Raw genomic sequence first — 15,551 nt, 5'->3', positions numbered from 1 at the left:
CCCGAAGACGCCCTGGACTGCGCCTGCGGCTTCTACCTCGGCGACCCGACGCCCTGATCAACACCCCTCCACGAACTTCCGCGGAGCAGCACTAGGCCCAGGCCCCGCCGCGTCAGCCCACGGGATCCGCCGGATGCGGCGCCAGCAGCGGCAGCTGCGACGCCAGCCGCTGCTCGCAGAGCTCGGCCAGCCGGTCGTACCCCGCCTTGCCCATCAGCTCGGTCAGCTCCGGCCGGTAGGAGACGTACACCGGCTCGCCCGCGCCGTGCGCCGACGTCGCCGACGTGCACCACCAGTGCAGGTCGTGGCCGCCCGGACCCCAGCCCCGGCGGTCGTACTCACCGATCGAGATCTGGAGCACACGCGTGTCGTCGGGCCGGTCGATCCAGTCGTACGTCCGCCGGATCGGCAACTGCCAGCACACGTCCGGCTTGGTCTCCAGCGGCTCGCGGCCCTCCCGCACGGCGAGGATGTGCAGCGAGCACCCCGCGCCGGCCGCGAAGCCCGGGCGGTTCTGGAAGATGCAGGAGCCCTGGAAGGGCCGGGTCTGCCGGGAGCCCTCGTCGTCCTCGGAGACCCAGCCGTCGCGGGTGCCCTCGGCGTGGTTCTGCCAGACCTCCGGCGTGAGCCTCGCCACATGCTCGGCGACCCGCTGCTCGTCCTCCTCGTCGGAGAAGTGGGCGCCGAGCGAGCAGCACCCGTCGTCCGCGCGGCCCGCCTGGATGCCCTGGCAGCCGCTGCCGAAGATGCAGTTCCAGCGAGAGGTGAGCCATGTCAGATCGCAGCGGAACACCTGCTCGTCGTCCGCCGGATCCGGGAACTCCACCCACGCGCGCGGGAAGTCGAGGCCCTTCTCGTCGTCCGCCGGGACGGCCAGGGCCTGCTGCGACTGCTTCGGTGCTTTCGCCTGCGAAGAATCCTGGGAAGAACCCTTGGCCGACTTGGCCTTCTTGTCTGCCTTGTCCGTCTTCGCCTTTTTCGTCTTTGGCACCCGTCCAGGGTAAGTCGCCCGCGACCCGTTCCGGGACCGCCTCGGGGGCGGTGCGCGGTGTGGCTGGCAGTAGCGTTCCGTGCATGAGACTCGGTGTCCTCGACGTGGGAAGCAACACGGTGCATCTGCTGGTGGTGGATGCCCACCCCGGCGCGCGCCCGCTGCCCGCGCACTCGCACAAGGCGGAACTGCGCCTCGCCCAACTCCTCGACGAGGGCGGTGCCATCGATTCCGAGGGCGTCGACAAGCTGATCGGCGTCATCCACGACGCGCTCCAGGCCGCCGAGGACAAGGGCGTCGAGGAACTCCTGCCGTTCGCCACCTCCGCCGTGCGCGAGGCCACCAACGCCGACGACGTCCTCGCACGCGTGCAGGAGGAGACCGGCGTCGCCCTCCAGGTCCTCGCCGGGGCCGAGGAGGCCCGGCTCACCTTCCTCGCCGCCCGCCGCTGGTTCGGCTGGTCCGCGGGCAAGCTGCTGGTCGTGGACATCGGCGGCGGCTCCCTGGAGATCGCCTACGGCATCGACGAGGGGCCCGACGCGGCCGTCTCGCTGCCGCTCGGCGCCGGCCGGCTCACCTCCGGCTGGCTGCCCGGCGACCCGCCCGCCACCGATGACATAAGAGCGCTGCGCCGTCATGTCCGCGCCGAGATCGGCCGCACCGTGGGTGAGTTCGCCCGCTTCGGCGCCCCCGACCACGTGGTGGCCACCTCCAAGACCTTCAAGCAGCTCGCCCGCATCGGCGGCGCCGCCCGCTCCGCCGAGGGCCTGTACGTCCAGCGCGAGCTGAAGCGGCAGACCCTGGAGACCTGGGTGCCCCGCCTCTCCGCCATGACCGCCGAGGAATGCGCCGAACTCCCCGGCGTCTCGGAGGCCCGGGCCGGCCAGCTCCTCGCGGGCGCGCTGGTGGCGGAGGCGGCGATGGACCTGTTCGGCGTGGAGACGCTGGAGATCTGCCCGTGGGCGCTACGCGAGGGCGTCATCCTGCGCCGACTGGACCACATGGGGTCGGCCGGGGCGGAGGACGGGACGGTGCCGTAGAGCGCGGCGGCGTTCAGGGGGTGCCGTGCGCGCGTGATGGTGGGTCTCAAGGGGCTGCACGCGCGCGGGGCGGTGTTCAAGGGGGCCCGTATGTGCGTGGGGTGGGGCTCAGGGGGCTGCACGCGCGCGGGGCCGTGCTCAAGGGGGCCCGTATGCGCCTGGGATGGGGCCCAGGGGGCTGCACGCGCGTGGGGTGGTGCTCAAGGGGCCCGTATGTGCGTGGGATGGGGCTCAGGGGGCTGCACGCGCGTGGGGTGGTGCTGAGGGGTGCAGCTCGCGGGAGGCGGCGCCGAACGGGAGGCGCCGTACACGCGCGGTACGCGCGCGAGGTGGGGGTCGAAGGCGCCGTGCCGTACGTAAGCGATGTCGAGGTCGAGGGGGCGGTGTCGTACCCGCGGGAGGACGGCGCTGACGGGGCGGTGCCTCAAGGCGCGGGGTGTACTCAGGGGGTGCCGCACGCGCGGGGCGGTGCGGTACGCGCGGGCGGCGCCGAAGGGGAGGCACCGTTCGCGCGCGAGGCGGCGCTGTCGGGTGCGTGGCCGTGGGCGGCGAAAATCCGTCGGTGGGCCGGTGCCCGAGCTCGGCCCGAACGCCGCTCCTCAGGACGCGCCGTTACCCTGTCTCCGTGGCAGAACCAGTCGTACGCATCCCGGATGCGAAGGTCGCCCTCTCGACGGCCTCCGTCTATCCGGAGTCGACGGCGACGGCCTTCGAGATCGCCGCACGCCTCGGGTACGACGGCGTCGAAGTCATGGTGTGGAACGAACCCGTCAGCCAGGACATCGAGGCCCTGCGCAGGCTCAGCGACTTCCACCAGATCCCGATCCTCGCCGTCCACGCCCCCTGCCTGCTCATCACACAGCGCGTGTGGTCGACGGACCCCTGGGTCAAGCTCCAGAGAGCCCGCGCGGCGGCGGAGACGCTCGGCGCGAGCACCGTGGTCGTCCACCCGCCGTTCCGCTGGCAGCGCCAGTACGCGCGTGACTTCGTCGCCGGAATCTGGCGGATGGCGAACGAGACGGATGTGCGGTTCGCCGTCGAGAACATGTACCCGTGGCGCTACCGCGACCGCGAGATGCTCGCGTACGCCCCCGACTGGGACGTGACCAAGGACGACTACCGGCACTTCACGATCGATCTCAGCCACACCGCGACCGCCCGCACCGACGCCCTGCACATGATCGACCGCATGGGCGACCGCCTCGGCCACGTCCACCTGGCCGACGGCGGCGGCTCCAACAAGGACGAGCACCTGGTTCCCGGCCGCGGCACCCAGCCCTGCGCCGAGCTGCTGGAACGCCTCGCCCTGAGCGGTTTCGACGGTCATGTCGTGATCGAGGTCAACACCCGCCGCGCCATGTCCAGCGCCGAGCGCGAGGCCGACCTCGCCGAGGCGCTGGCCTTCACCCGGCTCCACCTGGCCTCCGCGGTGAAGGTGCCCCGCCGGTGACCGGCGCGACCTCCCGCAGACGCGGCAGGCCCCCTCGTACGGAGTCCGGGGACACCCGCGATCGCATCCTCGCCGCCGCCCGCGAGGAGTTCTCCGAGCGGGGCTACGAGAAGACCTCCGTGCGCGGTATCGCCAAGGCGGCGGGCGTGGACTCGGCGCTGGTGCACCACTACTTCGGCACGAAGGAGCAGGTCTTCCAGGAGGCGCTGGAGGCGGTCTTCGCGCCCGCTCTGAAGGCGCCGGACGTGATCTTCGAGGGGCCGGCCGATCAGGTCGGCGAGCGCTTCGCCCGCTTCCTGTTCGGGATCTGGGAGAACCCCGTCACCCGGACCCCGCTGCTGGCCGTCGTGCGGTCCGCCGTGACCAACGAGGTGGCGGCGGCCGTCTTCCGCCGCCTGGTCGCCGCGCAGCTGCTGCGCAAGGTCGCCTCGCAGCTCGGCCTGCCCGACGCCGAGCTGCGAGCCGAGCTGGCGGCCGCGCAGATGGTCGGGGTCGCGATCATGCGGTACGTGATCAAACTGGAGCCGCTGGCCTCCGCCGACCTGGAAGTGATCATCCGGCGCATCGCACCGGTCGTGCAGGGGCATCTGACCGGGCCCTGACGGGCGGGAACGAATCACCCTGAGACAGACATCCCGCATTCCGGACACCTTGTCCATCCCTTGGAGCACCGGCGTACGCTCGTAGAAGTCAGATTTCTCCGAAGGAGCGAGCGACGATGCCCCAGCTGAGGTCCCGCACAGTCACCCACGGACGCAACATGGCGGGCGCCCGCGCCCTTATGCGCGCCTCCGGTGTACCCGGTGCGGACATCGGCCGGAAGCCGATCATCGCGGTCGCCAACAGCTTCACGGAGTTCGTGCCGGGCCACACCCACCTCCAGCCGGTCGGCCGGATCGTCAGCGAGGCGATCGTCGAGGCCGGCGGCATCCCGCGCGAGTTCAACACCATCGCCGTGGACGACGGCATCGCGATGGGCCACGGCGGCATGCTCTACAGCCTGCCCTCGCGCGACCTGATCGCGGACAGCGTGGAGTACATGGTCGAGGCGCACTGCGCCGACGCCATGATCTGCATCTCCAACTGCGACAAGATCACCCCGGGCATGCTGAACGCGGCGCTCCGCCTCAACATCCCCACGGTCTTCGTCTCCGGCGGCCCCATGGAGTCCGGCCGCGCCACGCTGGTCGACGGCACGGTCCGCACGCTCGACCTGGTCGACGCGATCTCCGACGCCGTGAACGACAAGATCTCGGACGAGGACATCCTCCGTATCGAGGAGAACGCCTGTCCGACGTGCGGCTCCTGCTCCGGCATGTTCACCGCCAACTCGATGAACTGCCTGACCGAGGCCATCGGCCTCTCCCTGCCCGGCAACGGATCGGTCCTCGCCACGCACACGGCGCGCAAGGGACTGTACGAGGCCGCCGGCCGCACGGTGGTCGACATCACGCGCCGTTACTACGACCAGGACGACGAGTCGGTCCTGCCGCGCAACATCGCGACGCACGCGGCGTTCGAGAACGCCATGGCCCTCGACATCGCCATGGGCGGCTCCACCAACACGATCCTGCACCTGCTGGCCGCCGCCCAGGAGGCAGGCGTCCCGTTCGGCCTGGACGAGATCAACGAGGTCTCACGCCGCGTGCCCTGCCTCGCCAAGGTCGCCCCGAACGTCGCGAAGGACCGCACGTACTACATGGAGGACGTGCACCGCGCCGGCGGTATCCCCGCCCTCCTCGGCGAGCTGCACCGCGCCGGTCTGCTCAACGAGGACGTCCACTCCGTCCACAGCCCGTCCCTCTCGGACTGGCTGAAGACGTGGGACGTGCGCGGGGGCTCCCCGTCCCCCGAGGCGATCGAACTGTGGCACGCGGCCCCGGGCTGCGTGCGCTCCGCCGAGGCCTTCTCCCAGTCCGAGCGCTGGGCGGCACTCGACGAGGACGCCGAGGGCGGCTGCATCCGCTCCGCCGAGCACGCGTACAGCAAGGACGGCGGCCTGGCGGTCCTGAAGGGCAACCTCGCCGTCGACGGCTGTGTGGTGAAGACGGCCGGCGTCGACGAGTCGATCTGGACCTTCGAGGGCCCGGCGGTCGTCTGCGAGTCGCAGGAGGAGGCCGTCGAGAAGATCCTCAACAAGCAGGTGACGGACGGCGACGTCGTCGTCATCCGGTACGAGGGGCCCAAGGGTGGCCCCGGCATGCAGGAGATGCTCTACCCGACGTCCTTCCTGAAGGGCCGCGGCCTCGGCAAGACCTGCGCGCTGATCACGGACGGTCGCTTCTCCGGCGGCACGTCGGGCCTCTCCATCGGCCACGCGTCCCCCGAGGCGGCCTCCGGCGGCACCATCGCCCTCGTCGAGGACGGCGACCGCATCAGCATCGACATCCCGAACCGCTCGATCGAGCTGCTCGTCGACGAGGCGGAACTGGCCCGTCGTACCGAGGCGTTGAACGGCACGTACGCCCCCAAGAACCGCGAGCGCAAGGTGTCCGCCGCCCTGCGCGCGTACGCCGCGATGGCGACGAGCGCGGACAAGGGCGCGGTGCGGGACGTCAGCAAGCTGGGCTGAGACGCCTGAGCCCAGCCGCGTTGCGTGAGCGGGGGGCGGCCCCACTGTGGCTCGCCGCGGTGTGTGGGCGGGGTCTGCCTGAGCGTCGCAGCGATGCGTGAGCGCGGTCTGCCTGAGGCTCGCTGCGGTGCGTGAGGGGGTCCGCGTGGCCCCCGCTGCCGTGCGTGAGCGGGGTCTGCGCGAGCCGGGTCGGGGGGCCGCCCGTGACGGGTACGGCCCCTTTCGCGTTTCGTCGCCCGTCCGGGCCGGCTGTGACCGAGCCGCGCATGACCAAGCCGCGCCGGCCGTGACCGAGCCGCGGCAGGCGCTGCGTCACCATCGCGACAGGCGCTGCGTCACCACCGTCGCAGGCGCTGCGTCACCACCGCGACAGGCCCTACGTCACCACCGCGCCGCGCCAGCCCCGTCCACCGCGAACAGCACTCCGTCCGGCGCCCCCGCGAACACCTTCCCGTCCGCCGCCACCGGCACCGGTAGCCCGGACACCACGGCCCCGCGCGCCGCCCCCGGCCGCGCCGGCGTCTGGCCCAGCAACGCCCCCTTCACCGCGTCGACGGCCACCAGCCGCCCGTCCCCGGCGCCGAAGTACAGCCGCTTGCCGGCCACGACCGGCGCCGACGGGAAACTGACGGACGTCTCCAGCCGCCAGCGCTGCTCCGAGGTACCGGTGTTCACAGCCGTCAGCGCGCCGTCGGCCCCCAGCAGGTAGACGGTGTCCTGCGCCACCGCCGCCTGCGCTCCCGCCACCGGGAAGCGCAAGGTGACCCTGCGCTGGGTGTCCCGCGTGGCGTCGTACCGGACCACGGCGTCCGTGTCCGCGTACGCCGCTGACGTCGACGTGAACCACAGCACGCCCTCCCGCGCGCCCACCAGACTCAGCGCCCCCACAAGCCGCCGCTGCCACCGCACGTCGCCGGTCTCCGGATCCACGGCGGTGACCCGTGTCCCGGCCCCGTCCGCGTCCACGGCGTACGCGACCCGCTCTCCGTACGACTGGAACACCGGCTGGGCGAGCCCGGCGACCTCGCGCCGCCACTTCCGCTCACCGGTGGCCGCGTCCAGCGCGGTGAGCGTCGAGTCGGGACCGGTGAGGAGGACGATGCCACCGACGCGCGCGATCCGGCCGTCGTAGCGGGCGATGTCCTGGCTCCACACGGTGGTGCCGGTCGCCGGGTCGAGCGCGGCCAGACGCCGGCTGCCCTCCGAGACGACGTGCAGCAGGCCGCCCGCGAGCACGGGCGGCTGCACGTTCCCGTCGGCGTGGCCGCCCGGGCCAGGCCGCGCCCACTTCACGTCCCCGTCGAGGGGATCGACGGCGGCGGCCAGGACACCGGGGCGCGTGCAGTACAGCGCGCTGCCTCCGTACGTGCACTGCGGCATCCCGCTCGCCTCGGCGCCCCGCGCGCTCAGTTCCCTCTCCCAGGCCCGGAACCGCTGGGCCTGCTCCCGCGTGCCGGACGCCTCGGTCTCACCCGTCCCGGCCAGCACGACGGCCCCGGCCCCGAGCGCGAGCACGGCGGCCCCGGCGGCGACGCCCATCGCCCAGCGCCGCCACGAGGCCCGCGCCTGCGCCTCGTTCGCCTTCGCCTGCTTCTTCGGCTTCTTCCGCGTCACGTCCGGGACGGCGGGCGCGCCGCGCCGATGGGTGGGCAGCTCGTCGCCGCCGTGCTCGAACGACTGCTCGCCTGTGCGCTGTTCAGGTATGAAGGCCTGGGTGTCGTACGACGCCGACAGCGAGCGCAGCTCCGCCATCAGCTCGTCCGGAGTGGGCCGGTCCTCCGGTTCCTTGGCGAGACAACGGGCGACCAGCGGCGCGAGTTCCCGCGGCACGCCTGTCAAGTCCGGCTCTTCATGGACGACCTGATACGCCACCAGGTACGGGCTGTCGGAGTCGAACGGCCCGCTGCCCGTCGCCGCGTGCACGATGACCGACCCGAGCGCGAACACATCGGCGGCCGGCCCGACATCCCGCGGCCTGCGGAACTGCTCCGGCGCCATGAACGGCGGCGTGCCGATCAGCTTGCCGGTCTCGGTGCGCAGTTCGCTGTCCGCGGGCCGCGAGATGCCGAAGTCGATGACTTTCGGCCCGTCCTCGGCGAGCAGCACATTGCTGGGCTTGAGATCGCGGTGCACCACTCCGGCCCGATGGATGTCCCGCAGCGCCTCCGCCAGCCCAGCCATCAACTGCCGCAGCCGGGCGGTGGGCAGCGCGCCGTTCCGCTTCACGTACTCGGAGAGGGTCGGCCCGGGGATGTACAGCGTGGCCATCCATGGCCGCCCGGCATCCGGGTCGGCGTCGACGACGGGCGCGGTGAACGCACCGCTGACCCGCCGGGCCGCCCCGACCTCCTGCCGGAATCGGCCCCTGAACTCGGGGTCCTGCGCGAACTCCGCGTGCACGACCTTCACGGCCAGCCGCAACCCGGAGGCCGAGCGGGCGAGATGGACCACGCCCATGCCGCCGGATCCGAGCTGCGCCTCCAGCAGATACTGACCGGCGTACTGCGGAGATTCCGCTTCCGCGTCCGTACCGGTGCTGCGCCTTGGCGGCATCTCTCACCCCCGGATGTCCGTCCGCACGCGCGACGCGCTGAGCCTAGTCGATGCTGCGTACGAAACTCCTGTGGCTTGCTAGCCTCGGTGCGTCACGCAATTTTGGCGTGAACCGTTCACAAGCATCCAAACGGGGGAGGCCGACATGGCCACGGAGAACATCGAGATCGCGGGTGCGGGCGAGCAGGAATCGGCACCGACGGCACTCGCGGAGCCCGAGACGTCGCCCGAAGCGGAGACGCTGAGCGCGACGGCCACGGCGACGGCCGCGCCCCGGGTCCGCGCCTACCCGGTCGCCCCCGGCGTCCGGCTCAACGTCCGCAGCGGCCCCGGCACCGACTACCGCATCGTCCGCGTCCTGCCCGAGGGCACCACCGTCCCGATCTACTGCCAGCGGCCCGGCGACAGCGTCACGGGCCCCTACGGCACCTCCAATCTCTGGGACTGCATCGCCAACTCCCAGTACGTCTCCGACGCCTACGTCAAGACCGGCAGCGACGGCTACGTCGCACCGCGCTGCGCCTGACCCCGGCCCCCCTGATGTCGTCGCCGCGACCAGCACCATCGCCGTCGTGATGCGTGATCGGTGAGTCGTGAGTCGTCAGCAGGACCACAGGGCCGGCCTGGGGCCCCTCGCCCACCGCGAGCCATAATCGAGCCGTGAGCGACGAGCAGAACGGCACCCCGGACCGGCCCACGGGCGGCGGACCCCGCCCCGAACCCCTCCGCTTCTTCGGCACGACCTGGGTCGGCCACGACGACGGCTACACCCTCCGTCGCGTCGGGGTGTCCGCCGGCTCCCTCGCCGCGGCCGTCGCCGCCTGCCTGTTGCTCCGCCTCGCCTACGAGGGCATTCAGCTCGCCGAGACGGGCAGCTTCGTCCCGCTCCTGGTCGTCGTCATGTTCGCGGTCTGCAGCTCCCTCGCCTTCCGGCACACCTGGGAAGGCTTCACCAAGCGCCACGACCCCGACCGCCAGTCCTCCCTCCGCGGCCTGCTCACCATCGGCTTCATCGGCTCCCTCCTCGCCTACTTCTTCCGCTCCCTCAAAGAGGCACCCGGCGAGAAGCTCCACCGCGAGGAATACGAGGCGGCCCTCCAGCACCACTCGAAGCGCACGTCCCGCCGCACCGGCAACCCGGCGAAGAAGCGCCGCCGCGACTGAGGGGGCCGACGACCCACGGACGAGGCACTCCCGCGAACCTGGCGCAGATGAAAAGGGGAGCCGACGGCTCCCACGCCGACACCCGATGGCCCTGGCCCCCCAGGGCCGCCCCGGGACAAGCCCGCACAGCCCCAGCTCAGCCACCCACACCCTCACCGCTCCGCCACCCACACCCCACCGCCCCCACACCCCCCACAGCCCCACCGCCCCAGCAACCCCCAACGCCCCATCCACCCCACCGCCCAGCCCAGCCATCTACACCCACGCCCTCAGCCACCCACCACCCGCCTCCCTGGGCCCAGCCCAGCCCCGCCCACAGCGTCCCGCCGCTCCCGGCACCCCACCTTCCCCACAACCCCTGTCACTCCCACCCCACCCCACGAGACCATGGCCCCATGGCCACCTCGACGACGCCGCCCCCACCCCCCTCCCACCCGGCCCGCGCCCACTCCTTCAACGCCGTCGCGGCCCAGTACGCCGCGAACCGCCCCTCCTACCCGCCCGCCCTCTTCGACGCGATCGAAGGGCTGGCAGGGCGCCGGCTCCTCGGCTCGCGCGTGGTGGACGTCGGTGCCGGCACGGGCATAGCGACCGCCCTGCTGCACGTCCGGGGCGCCGACGTGGTGGCCGTCGAGCCGGGGGACGGCATGTCCGCCCACTTCCGCCGCACCCGCCCCGGCATCCCGATCGTCCGCGGCGACGGCAACGCCCTCCCTCTGGCCGACGCCTGCGCGGACTTCGTCACCTACGCCCAGGCCTGGCACTGGACCGACCCCGGCCTCGCGCTACCGGAGGCCTTCCGCGTACTACGGCCGGACGGCGCGCTGGCGCTGTGGTGGAACCGCGACGCACCCGGCGTCCCCTGGGTCGCCGCCCAGGCGGAGCGGATCAAGCAGCACTACGGCGCCCCGATCGCGGTCCAGCCAGGCACCCCGGCCTCCGGCACCCCGGCCTCCGGCACGGACCCCTCCGCGCGCCCCGTCCCGACCCCTCACTACTCCCGCAGAGTCGTCCGCTGGAGCCGGCGCGTCCCGCTGGACACCCACCTCGCCAACCTCGGCAGCCACTCGATCTTCCTGGTGGGCGGCACAGAACGCAGCGAGGCCTTCCTGGCCGAGGAGCGCCGCCACCTCCTCCAGGTCTTCCCCGACGGATTCGTCGAAGAGGTCTACGACGTGGAGCTCCTGGTGGCCACCACCTCCTGACCCACCTCACGGCCGCCCGCCCGCTCCCACGAACACCCCGAGCCCACTCACGGCCGCGACCCCACCCACCCGTTCGCCCCCTGGACGCCCGCGCCCGCCCACCACACATCACCCGGCACTCACATCCGCCGCCAGAAACGGCAGTTGACCCTGCCCGCGCCCGCCCCCGCGACCCGGATCGCGCAATCCCTGCACCCGGACCCCGCGCCGCGCCACCCCACTCCCCACCCCGCCCTCCACACCCGCCGCCCCCGAGCACGCCCACTTGACGCCGCCTACCCCCAGGAGCATTATTCACCGCATGATGAATTACGTCGCCGAGCCACCCGACACCGGCGCGCAACCCGCACCCGGAAGCACCCGGCCCCCCGCCATCCGCGCCGAAGACCTCACCGTCGTCCGCGGCCCCCGCAAGGTCCTGCGCGGTCTGAACTTCACCGTCCCGCGCGGCCAGATCACCGGCCTCCTCGGCCCCTCCGGCTGCGGCAAGTCGACCCTCATGCGCGCCATCGTCGGCACCCAGGCCAACGTCACCGGCACCCTCGACGTCCTCGGCCACCCCGCCGGCCACCGCACCCTGCGCACCCGCATCGGCTACGTCACCCAGGCCCCCTCCGTCTACGACGACCTGACCGTCCGCCAGAACCTCGACTACTTCGCCGCGATACTCGACCCCGGCCGCAGCACCGCCGACCGCCGCCAGAACGTCGACCGCGTCCTCACCGACGTCGACCTCACCAGTCACGCAGGCGCCCTTGCCGGCAACCTGTCCGGCGGCCAGCGCAGCCGCGTCTCCCTCGCCGTCGCCCTCCTCGGCACCCCCGAGGTCCTGGTCCTCGACGAACCCACCGTCGGTCTCGACCCCGTCCTCCGCCGCGACCTGTGGAACCTCTTCCACGCCATCGCCGCCGATCGCGGCGCCACCCTCCTCATCTCTTCCCACGTCATGGACGAGGCCGAGCGCTGCCACCGCCTCCTCCTCATGCGCGCGGGCGAGATCCTCGCCGACGACACCCCGGACGCCCTGCGTGCCCGTACCGGCGCCGGGACGGTCGAAGCCGCGTTCCTGCACCTCGTGGACCAGGCGAGCACCGCGGCCCGCAACAAGGAGACGACCCGATGACCACGACCACGGCGACCACCCCCGGCGCGCCCACCGGCGCCCTGAACGCCTCGCGCACCGCCGCGACCGCCGCCCGGGTCCTGCGCCAGCTCCGCCACGACCCGCGCACCATCGCGCTGATGATCCTCATCCCGTGCCTGATGCTGATCCTGCTGCGCTACGTCTTCGACGGCAGCCCGCGCACCTTCGACAACATCGGCGCGTCCCTGCTGGGCATCTTCCCGCTGATCACGATGTTCCTGGTGACGTCCATCGCGACCCTGCGCGAACGCAGCTCGGGCACCCTCGAACGCCTCCTCGCCATGCCCCTCGGCAAGGGCGACGTCATCGCCGGCTACGCCCTCGCCTTCGGCACCCTCGCGATCATCCAGTCCGCCCTCGCCACCGGTCTCGCCCTGTGGTTCCTCGGCCTCGACGTCACCGGCTCCCCCTGGCTGCTCCTGCTGGTGGCCCTGCTCGACGCGCTCCTCGGCACAGCCCTCGGCCTGTTCGTCTCGGCCTTCGCGGCCTCCGAATTCCAGGCGGTCCAGTTCATGCCGGCAGTGATCTTCCCCCAGCTCCTGCTCTGTGGCCTGTTCACCCCGCGCGACAAGATGCACCCCGTCCTGGAGGCCATCTCCAACGTCCTCCCCATGTCCTATGCCGTCGACGGCATGAACGAAGTCCTCAAGCACACCGACATGACTGCCGACTTCGTCCGCGACGCCCTGATCGTCGCGGGCTGCGCCCTCCTGGTCCTCACCCTCGGCGCGGCGACGCTACGACGCCGGACCACCTGACCAACAGGGCGACCGAGCCACGTCCCGCCCACCGGACAAACGAGCCCGGCACCTGCACCTGGTGCGAGGATGAATCCGGACGACGCAACCTCCGGAGGGCCCCGCACCATGACCCAGAAAGTCGCAGTCCTCGGCACCGGCAAGATCGGCGAAGCCCTGCTCAGCGGAATGATCCGCGGCGGCTGGACGCCCGCCGATCTCCTGGTCACCGCCCGCCGCCCGGAGCGGGCCGAGGAACTCCGCACCCGCCACGGAGTCACCCCGGTCACCAACGCGGAAGCGGCGAAGACCGCCGACACCCTGATCCTCACGGTCAAACCCCAGGACATGGGGACCCTCCTCGACGAGCTCGCCCCCCACGTCCCCGCCGACCGCCTGGTCATCAGCGGCATGGCGGGTATCACGACCGCCTCCCTCGAAGCGCGCCTCGCCACCGGCACCCCGGTCGTTCGCGTCATGACGAACACCCCCGCCCTCGTCGACGAGGCCATGTCCGTCATCTCCGCCGGCAGCCACGCCAGCGAAGCCCACCTCGCGCACGCCGAGGAGATCTTCGGCGCCGTCGGCAAGACGCTTCGTGTCCCCGAGACCCAGCAGGACGCCTGCACCGCCCTCTCCGGCTCCGGCCCGGCGTACTTCTTCTACCTGGTCGAGGCCATGACGGACGCGGGCATCCTGCTCGGCCTGCCCCGCGACAAGGCCCACGACCTCATCGTCCAGTCCGCGATCGGCGCGGCCACCATGCTCCGCGACAGTGGCGAACACCCGGTCAGGCTCCGCGAGAACGTCACGTCCCCCGCCGGCACCACCATCAACGCCATCCGCGAACTCGAGAACCACGGCGTACGCGCCGCCCTCATCGCCGCCCTCGAAGCCGCCCGCGACCGCAGCCGCGAACTCGCCGCTGGCGACAACTGACCAGACCGCCAGGGGGCGCACCCTGTCCGAGGCCGCCCGCCGCGCGGGCTTCGGCAGCGAGGCCACAATGCGCCGGCACTTCGCATCGCGCCCCGCCACCAGCCCGCGCGCCTACCGGACCGAGTTCAGCAGGGCCTCCGCCTGGGCACCGCCGGAAGCGGCGCCACCCGTATCAGGGGAAGCCGGCAGCAACCCGATCGCGCGATAAGCGGCATCCACGGTCGGCCGGGCCATCGCCCGCGCTCTCTCCGCACCATCCCGAAGCACCCCCTCCACATAGCCGGGATCGGCACACAGCTCCTTGTGCCTCTGCTGTACGGGCCTGAGGAGCTCGACCACGGCCTCTGCGGTGTCCTTCTTCAAGGCGCCGTACGACTCATATACACCGCTCAGGTCGGATGGGTTCCCATCCGTGGACGCGGCCAGGATCTCCAGCAGATTCGCGAGCCCCGGCCGCCCCTCCCGGTCGTACACGACGTCCTGCCCGCTGTCGGTCACCGCCCGCATGATCTTCTTGCGCACCACGTCCGGCTCGTCGAGCAGATAGAGGATGCCCGGCCCGGTGTCGTCGCTCTTGCCCATCTTCGACGCCGGCTCCTGCAGATTCATCACCCGGGCGGCCACCTCCGGATGCGTGGCCCGGGGCACCACGAACGTGTGTCCGTACCGCTGGTTGAACCGCACCGCCAGATCCCGTGTCAGCTCCACATGCTGCGTCTGGTCATCCCCCACCGGCACCTCGTCGGTCCCGTACGCCAGGATGTCCGCGGCCATCAACACGGGATAGGTCAGCAGCGACAGCCGCACACTCCCGCCCCGCGCCTGCTCCCGTGCCGCCTTCTCCTTGTACTGGATCATCCGCCGCATCTCACCGTCGGTCGCCACGCACTCCAGCAGGTACGACAGCCGCGCGTGCTCATCGACATGACTCTGTACGAAGACGGTGCACCGCTCCGGATCCAGTCCCGCCGCCAGCAACAACGTCGCCGCCTGCCGACTCAGCCTGCGCACCCGCGCCGGGTCGTGCTCCACGGTCAGCGCATGCAGATCGACGATGCAGAACAGGGCGTCCGTCCGGTGCTGATCCACCTCTGCCCACCGCCGCATGGCCCCGAGGTAGTTGCCCAGCGTCAGATGCCCCGTCGGCTTGACCCCGCTGAAGACCCGCGTCATCTCTCCACCTCCTGGTCGAGACCGCCGCACCCGGTCGGCCGGCCCCCGGAGGGAGAAACAAGAACGGCCGCCGAAGCGGCGGCCGTTGAGTGCATACGTGCGCACGGCCGCCGTCAGGCGGCCCACCAGAGCTGGGTGCACGTACGCGTAGTCACGTCCTCAGAGTACGCCTCCGGGTGCGGTCGAGGACGGGAGTTGACACGTCCCGGGCCGGTACGTAGTGTTCTCCGAGTTGTCCGACGTGAGCGCCGACTTCGGTCGGTCCCCGGACAGCATTCCGCGAGTAGTAACCACTCCCGACGAGCAGTCGATCCGTCGCTCTGCTGTCGTGCTGTCGGTATGCATATTTACGGAATGAGGAATCCGCGTTCGAAAGGACGCAGCGCCCGATTAGCTCGGGAGCACGGAATCCGCTAGAGTCTCACTCGTCGGAACGGCCGAAGGGCCGCCAAGACAAACCCCGCTGACTGGGGATCAGGTCGAGAAAGGATCTGATAGAGTCGGAAACGCAAGACCGAAGGGAAGCGCCCGGAGGAAAGCCGCGAGAGAGATTCTCGGGTGAGTACAAAGGAAGCGTCCGTTC

At 71.7% G+C, this 15,551-nt stretch carries 13 protein-coding genes; 10 read left to right on the top strand and 3 right to left on the bottom strand.

Annotation, left to right across the window (positions count from 1 at the left end; genetic code table 11):
* Positions 1 to 112: 112 nt before the first annotated feature.
* Entirely contained in the window at positions 113 to 877 is a 765-nt protein-coding gene (locus ACFV6X_RS34935; RefSeq protein ID WP_385390411.1) for a hypothetical protein, read from the bottom strand.
* 197 nt (positions 878 to 1,074) lie between these two features.
* Here ACFV6X_RS34935 and ACFV6X_RS34930 point away from each other — a divergent pair, with 197 nt between their 5' ends.
* The 4 genes from ACFV6X_RS34930 (at position 1,075) to ilvD (ending at position 6,053) form a co-directional block, all read left to right on the top strand.
* Positions 1,075 to 2,031 carry a Ppx/GppA family phosphatase gene (locus ACFV6X_RS34930; protein WP_385390408.1) on the top strand — a complete coding sequence of 319 codons (957 nt, stop codon included), beginning with the start codon at positions 1,075 to 1,077 and terminating at the stop codon, positions 2,029 to 2,031.
* Between the two features lie 625 nt (positions 2,032 to 2,656).
* Positions 2,657 to 3,481 carry a sugar phosphate isomerase/epimerase family protein gene (locus ACFV6X_RS34925; RefSeq protein ID WP_385390407.1) on the top strand — a complete coding sequence of 275 codons (825 nt, stop codon included), beginning with the start codon at positions 2,657 to 2,659 and terminating at the stop codon, positions 3,479 to 3,481.
* Positions 3,478 to 4,083: a TetR family transcriptional regulator gene (locus tag ACFV6X_RS34920; RefSeq protein WP_385390405.1), complete on the top strand. Its 606-nt coding sequence runs from the start codon at positions 3,478 to 3,480 to the stop codon at positions 4,081 to 4,083. Before ACFV6X_RS34925 ends, ACFV6X_RS34920 begins: the two co-directional genes overlap by 4 nt.
* Positions 4,084 to 4,199: 116 nt before the next feature.
* Positions 4,200 to 6,053, top strand: a complete 1,854-nt coding sequence (ilvD, locus tag ACFV6X_RS34915; protein WP_385390404.1) for a dihydroxy-acid dehydratase — start codon at positions 4,200 to 4,202, stop codon at positions 6,051 to 6,053.
* Between the two features lie 381 nt (positions 6,054 to 6,434).
* Here ilvD and ACFV6X_RS34910 read toward each other — a convergent pair whose 3' ends face one another.
* Positions 6,435 to 8,606 (bottom strand): serine/threonine-protein kinase, encoded by a 2,172-nt coding sequence (locus ACFV6X_RS34910; protein ID WP_385390403.1) that lies wholly within the window; start codon positions 8,604 to 8,606, stop codon positions 6,435 to 6,437.
* A 145-nt stretch (positions 8,607 to 8,751) separates the two neighbouring features.
* Between ACFV6X_RS34910 and ACFV6X_RS34905 the strand changes: the two genes are divergently transcribed.
* The 6 genes from ACFV6X_RS34905 (at position 8,752) to proC (ending at position 13,795) form a co-directional block, all read left to right on the top strand.
* Complete coding sequence (locus tag ACFV6X_RS34905) at positions 8,752 to 9,132, top strand: SH3 domain-containing protein (RefSeq protein WP_385390401.1); 381 nt, start codon at positions 8,752 to 8,754, stop codon at positions 9,130 to 9,132.
* 134 nt (positions 9,133 to 9,266) lie between these two features.
* Positions 9,267 to 9,770: an EamA/RhaT family transporter gene (locus ACFV6X_RS34900; RefSeq protein WP_385390400.1), complete on the top strand. Its 504-nt coding sequence runs from the start codon at positions 9,267 to 9,269 to the stop codon at positions 9,768 to 9,770.
* 395 nt (positions 9,771 to 10,165) lie between these two features.
* Positions 10,166 to 10,975: a class I SAM-dependent methyltransferase gene (locus ACFV6X_RS34895; RefSeq protein WP_385390399.1), complete on the top strand. Its 810-nt coding sequence runs from the start codon at positions 10,166 to 10,168 to the stop codon at positions 10,973 to 10,975.
* 301 nt (positions 10,976 to 11,276) lie between these two features.
* Positions 11,277 to 12,098 carry an ABC transporter ATP-binding protein gene (locus tag ACFV6X_RS34890; protein ID WP_385390397.1) on the top strand — a complete coding sequence of 274 codons (822 nt, stop codon included), beginning with the start codon at positions 11,277 to 11,279 and terminating at the stop codon, positions 12,096 to 12,098.
* The gene (locus ACFV6X_RS34885; protein ID WP_385390395.1) at positions 12,095 to 12,877 is read left to right on the top strand and encodes an ABC transporter permease; all 783 of its coding nucleotides are present in this window, start codon (positions 12,095 to 12,097) and stop codon (positions 12,875 to 12,877) included. Before ACFV6X_RS34890 ends, ACFV6X_RS34885 begins: the two co-directional genes overlap by 4 nt.
* Before the next feature lie 108 nt (positions 12,878 to 12,985).
* The gene (proC, locus tag ACFV6X_RS34880) at positions 12,986 to 13,795 is read left to right on the top strand and encodes a pyrroline-5-carboxylate reductase (RefSeq protein WP_385390393.1); all 810 of its coding nucleotides are present in this window, start codon (positions 12,986 to 12,988) and stop codon (positions 13,793 to 13,795) included.
* A gap of 111 nt (positions 13,796 to 13,906) precedes the next feature.
* On the opposite strand, the gene trpS is transcribed toward proC, so the two are convergent.
* Positions 13,907 to 14,968 carry a tryptophan--tRNA ligase gene (gene trpS, locus ACFV6X_RS34875; RefSeq protein WP_385390410.1) on the bottom strand — a complete coding sequence of 354 codons (1,062 nt, stop codon included), beginning with the start codon at positions 14,966 to 14,968 and terminating at the stop codon, positions 13,907 to 13,909.
* Positions 14,969 to 15,551 lie beyond the last annotated feature (583 nt).

Origin of the sequence: Streptomyces sp. NPDC059861, from assembly GCF_042731435.1 — a bacterium.
GTDB lineage: Bacteria > Actinomycetota > Actinomycetes > Streptomycetales > Streptomycetaceae > Streptomyces.
The sequence above is the reverse complement of the archived record's forward strand: the minus strand, read 5'-3'. Positions and strand labels throughout refer to the sequence as shown.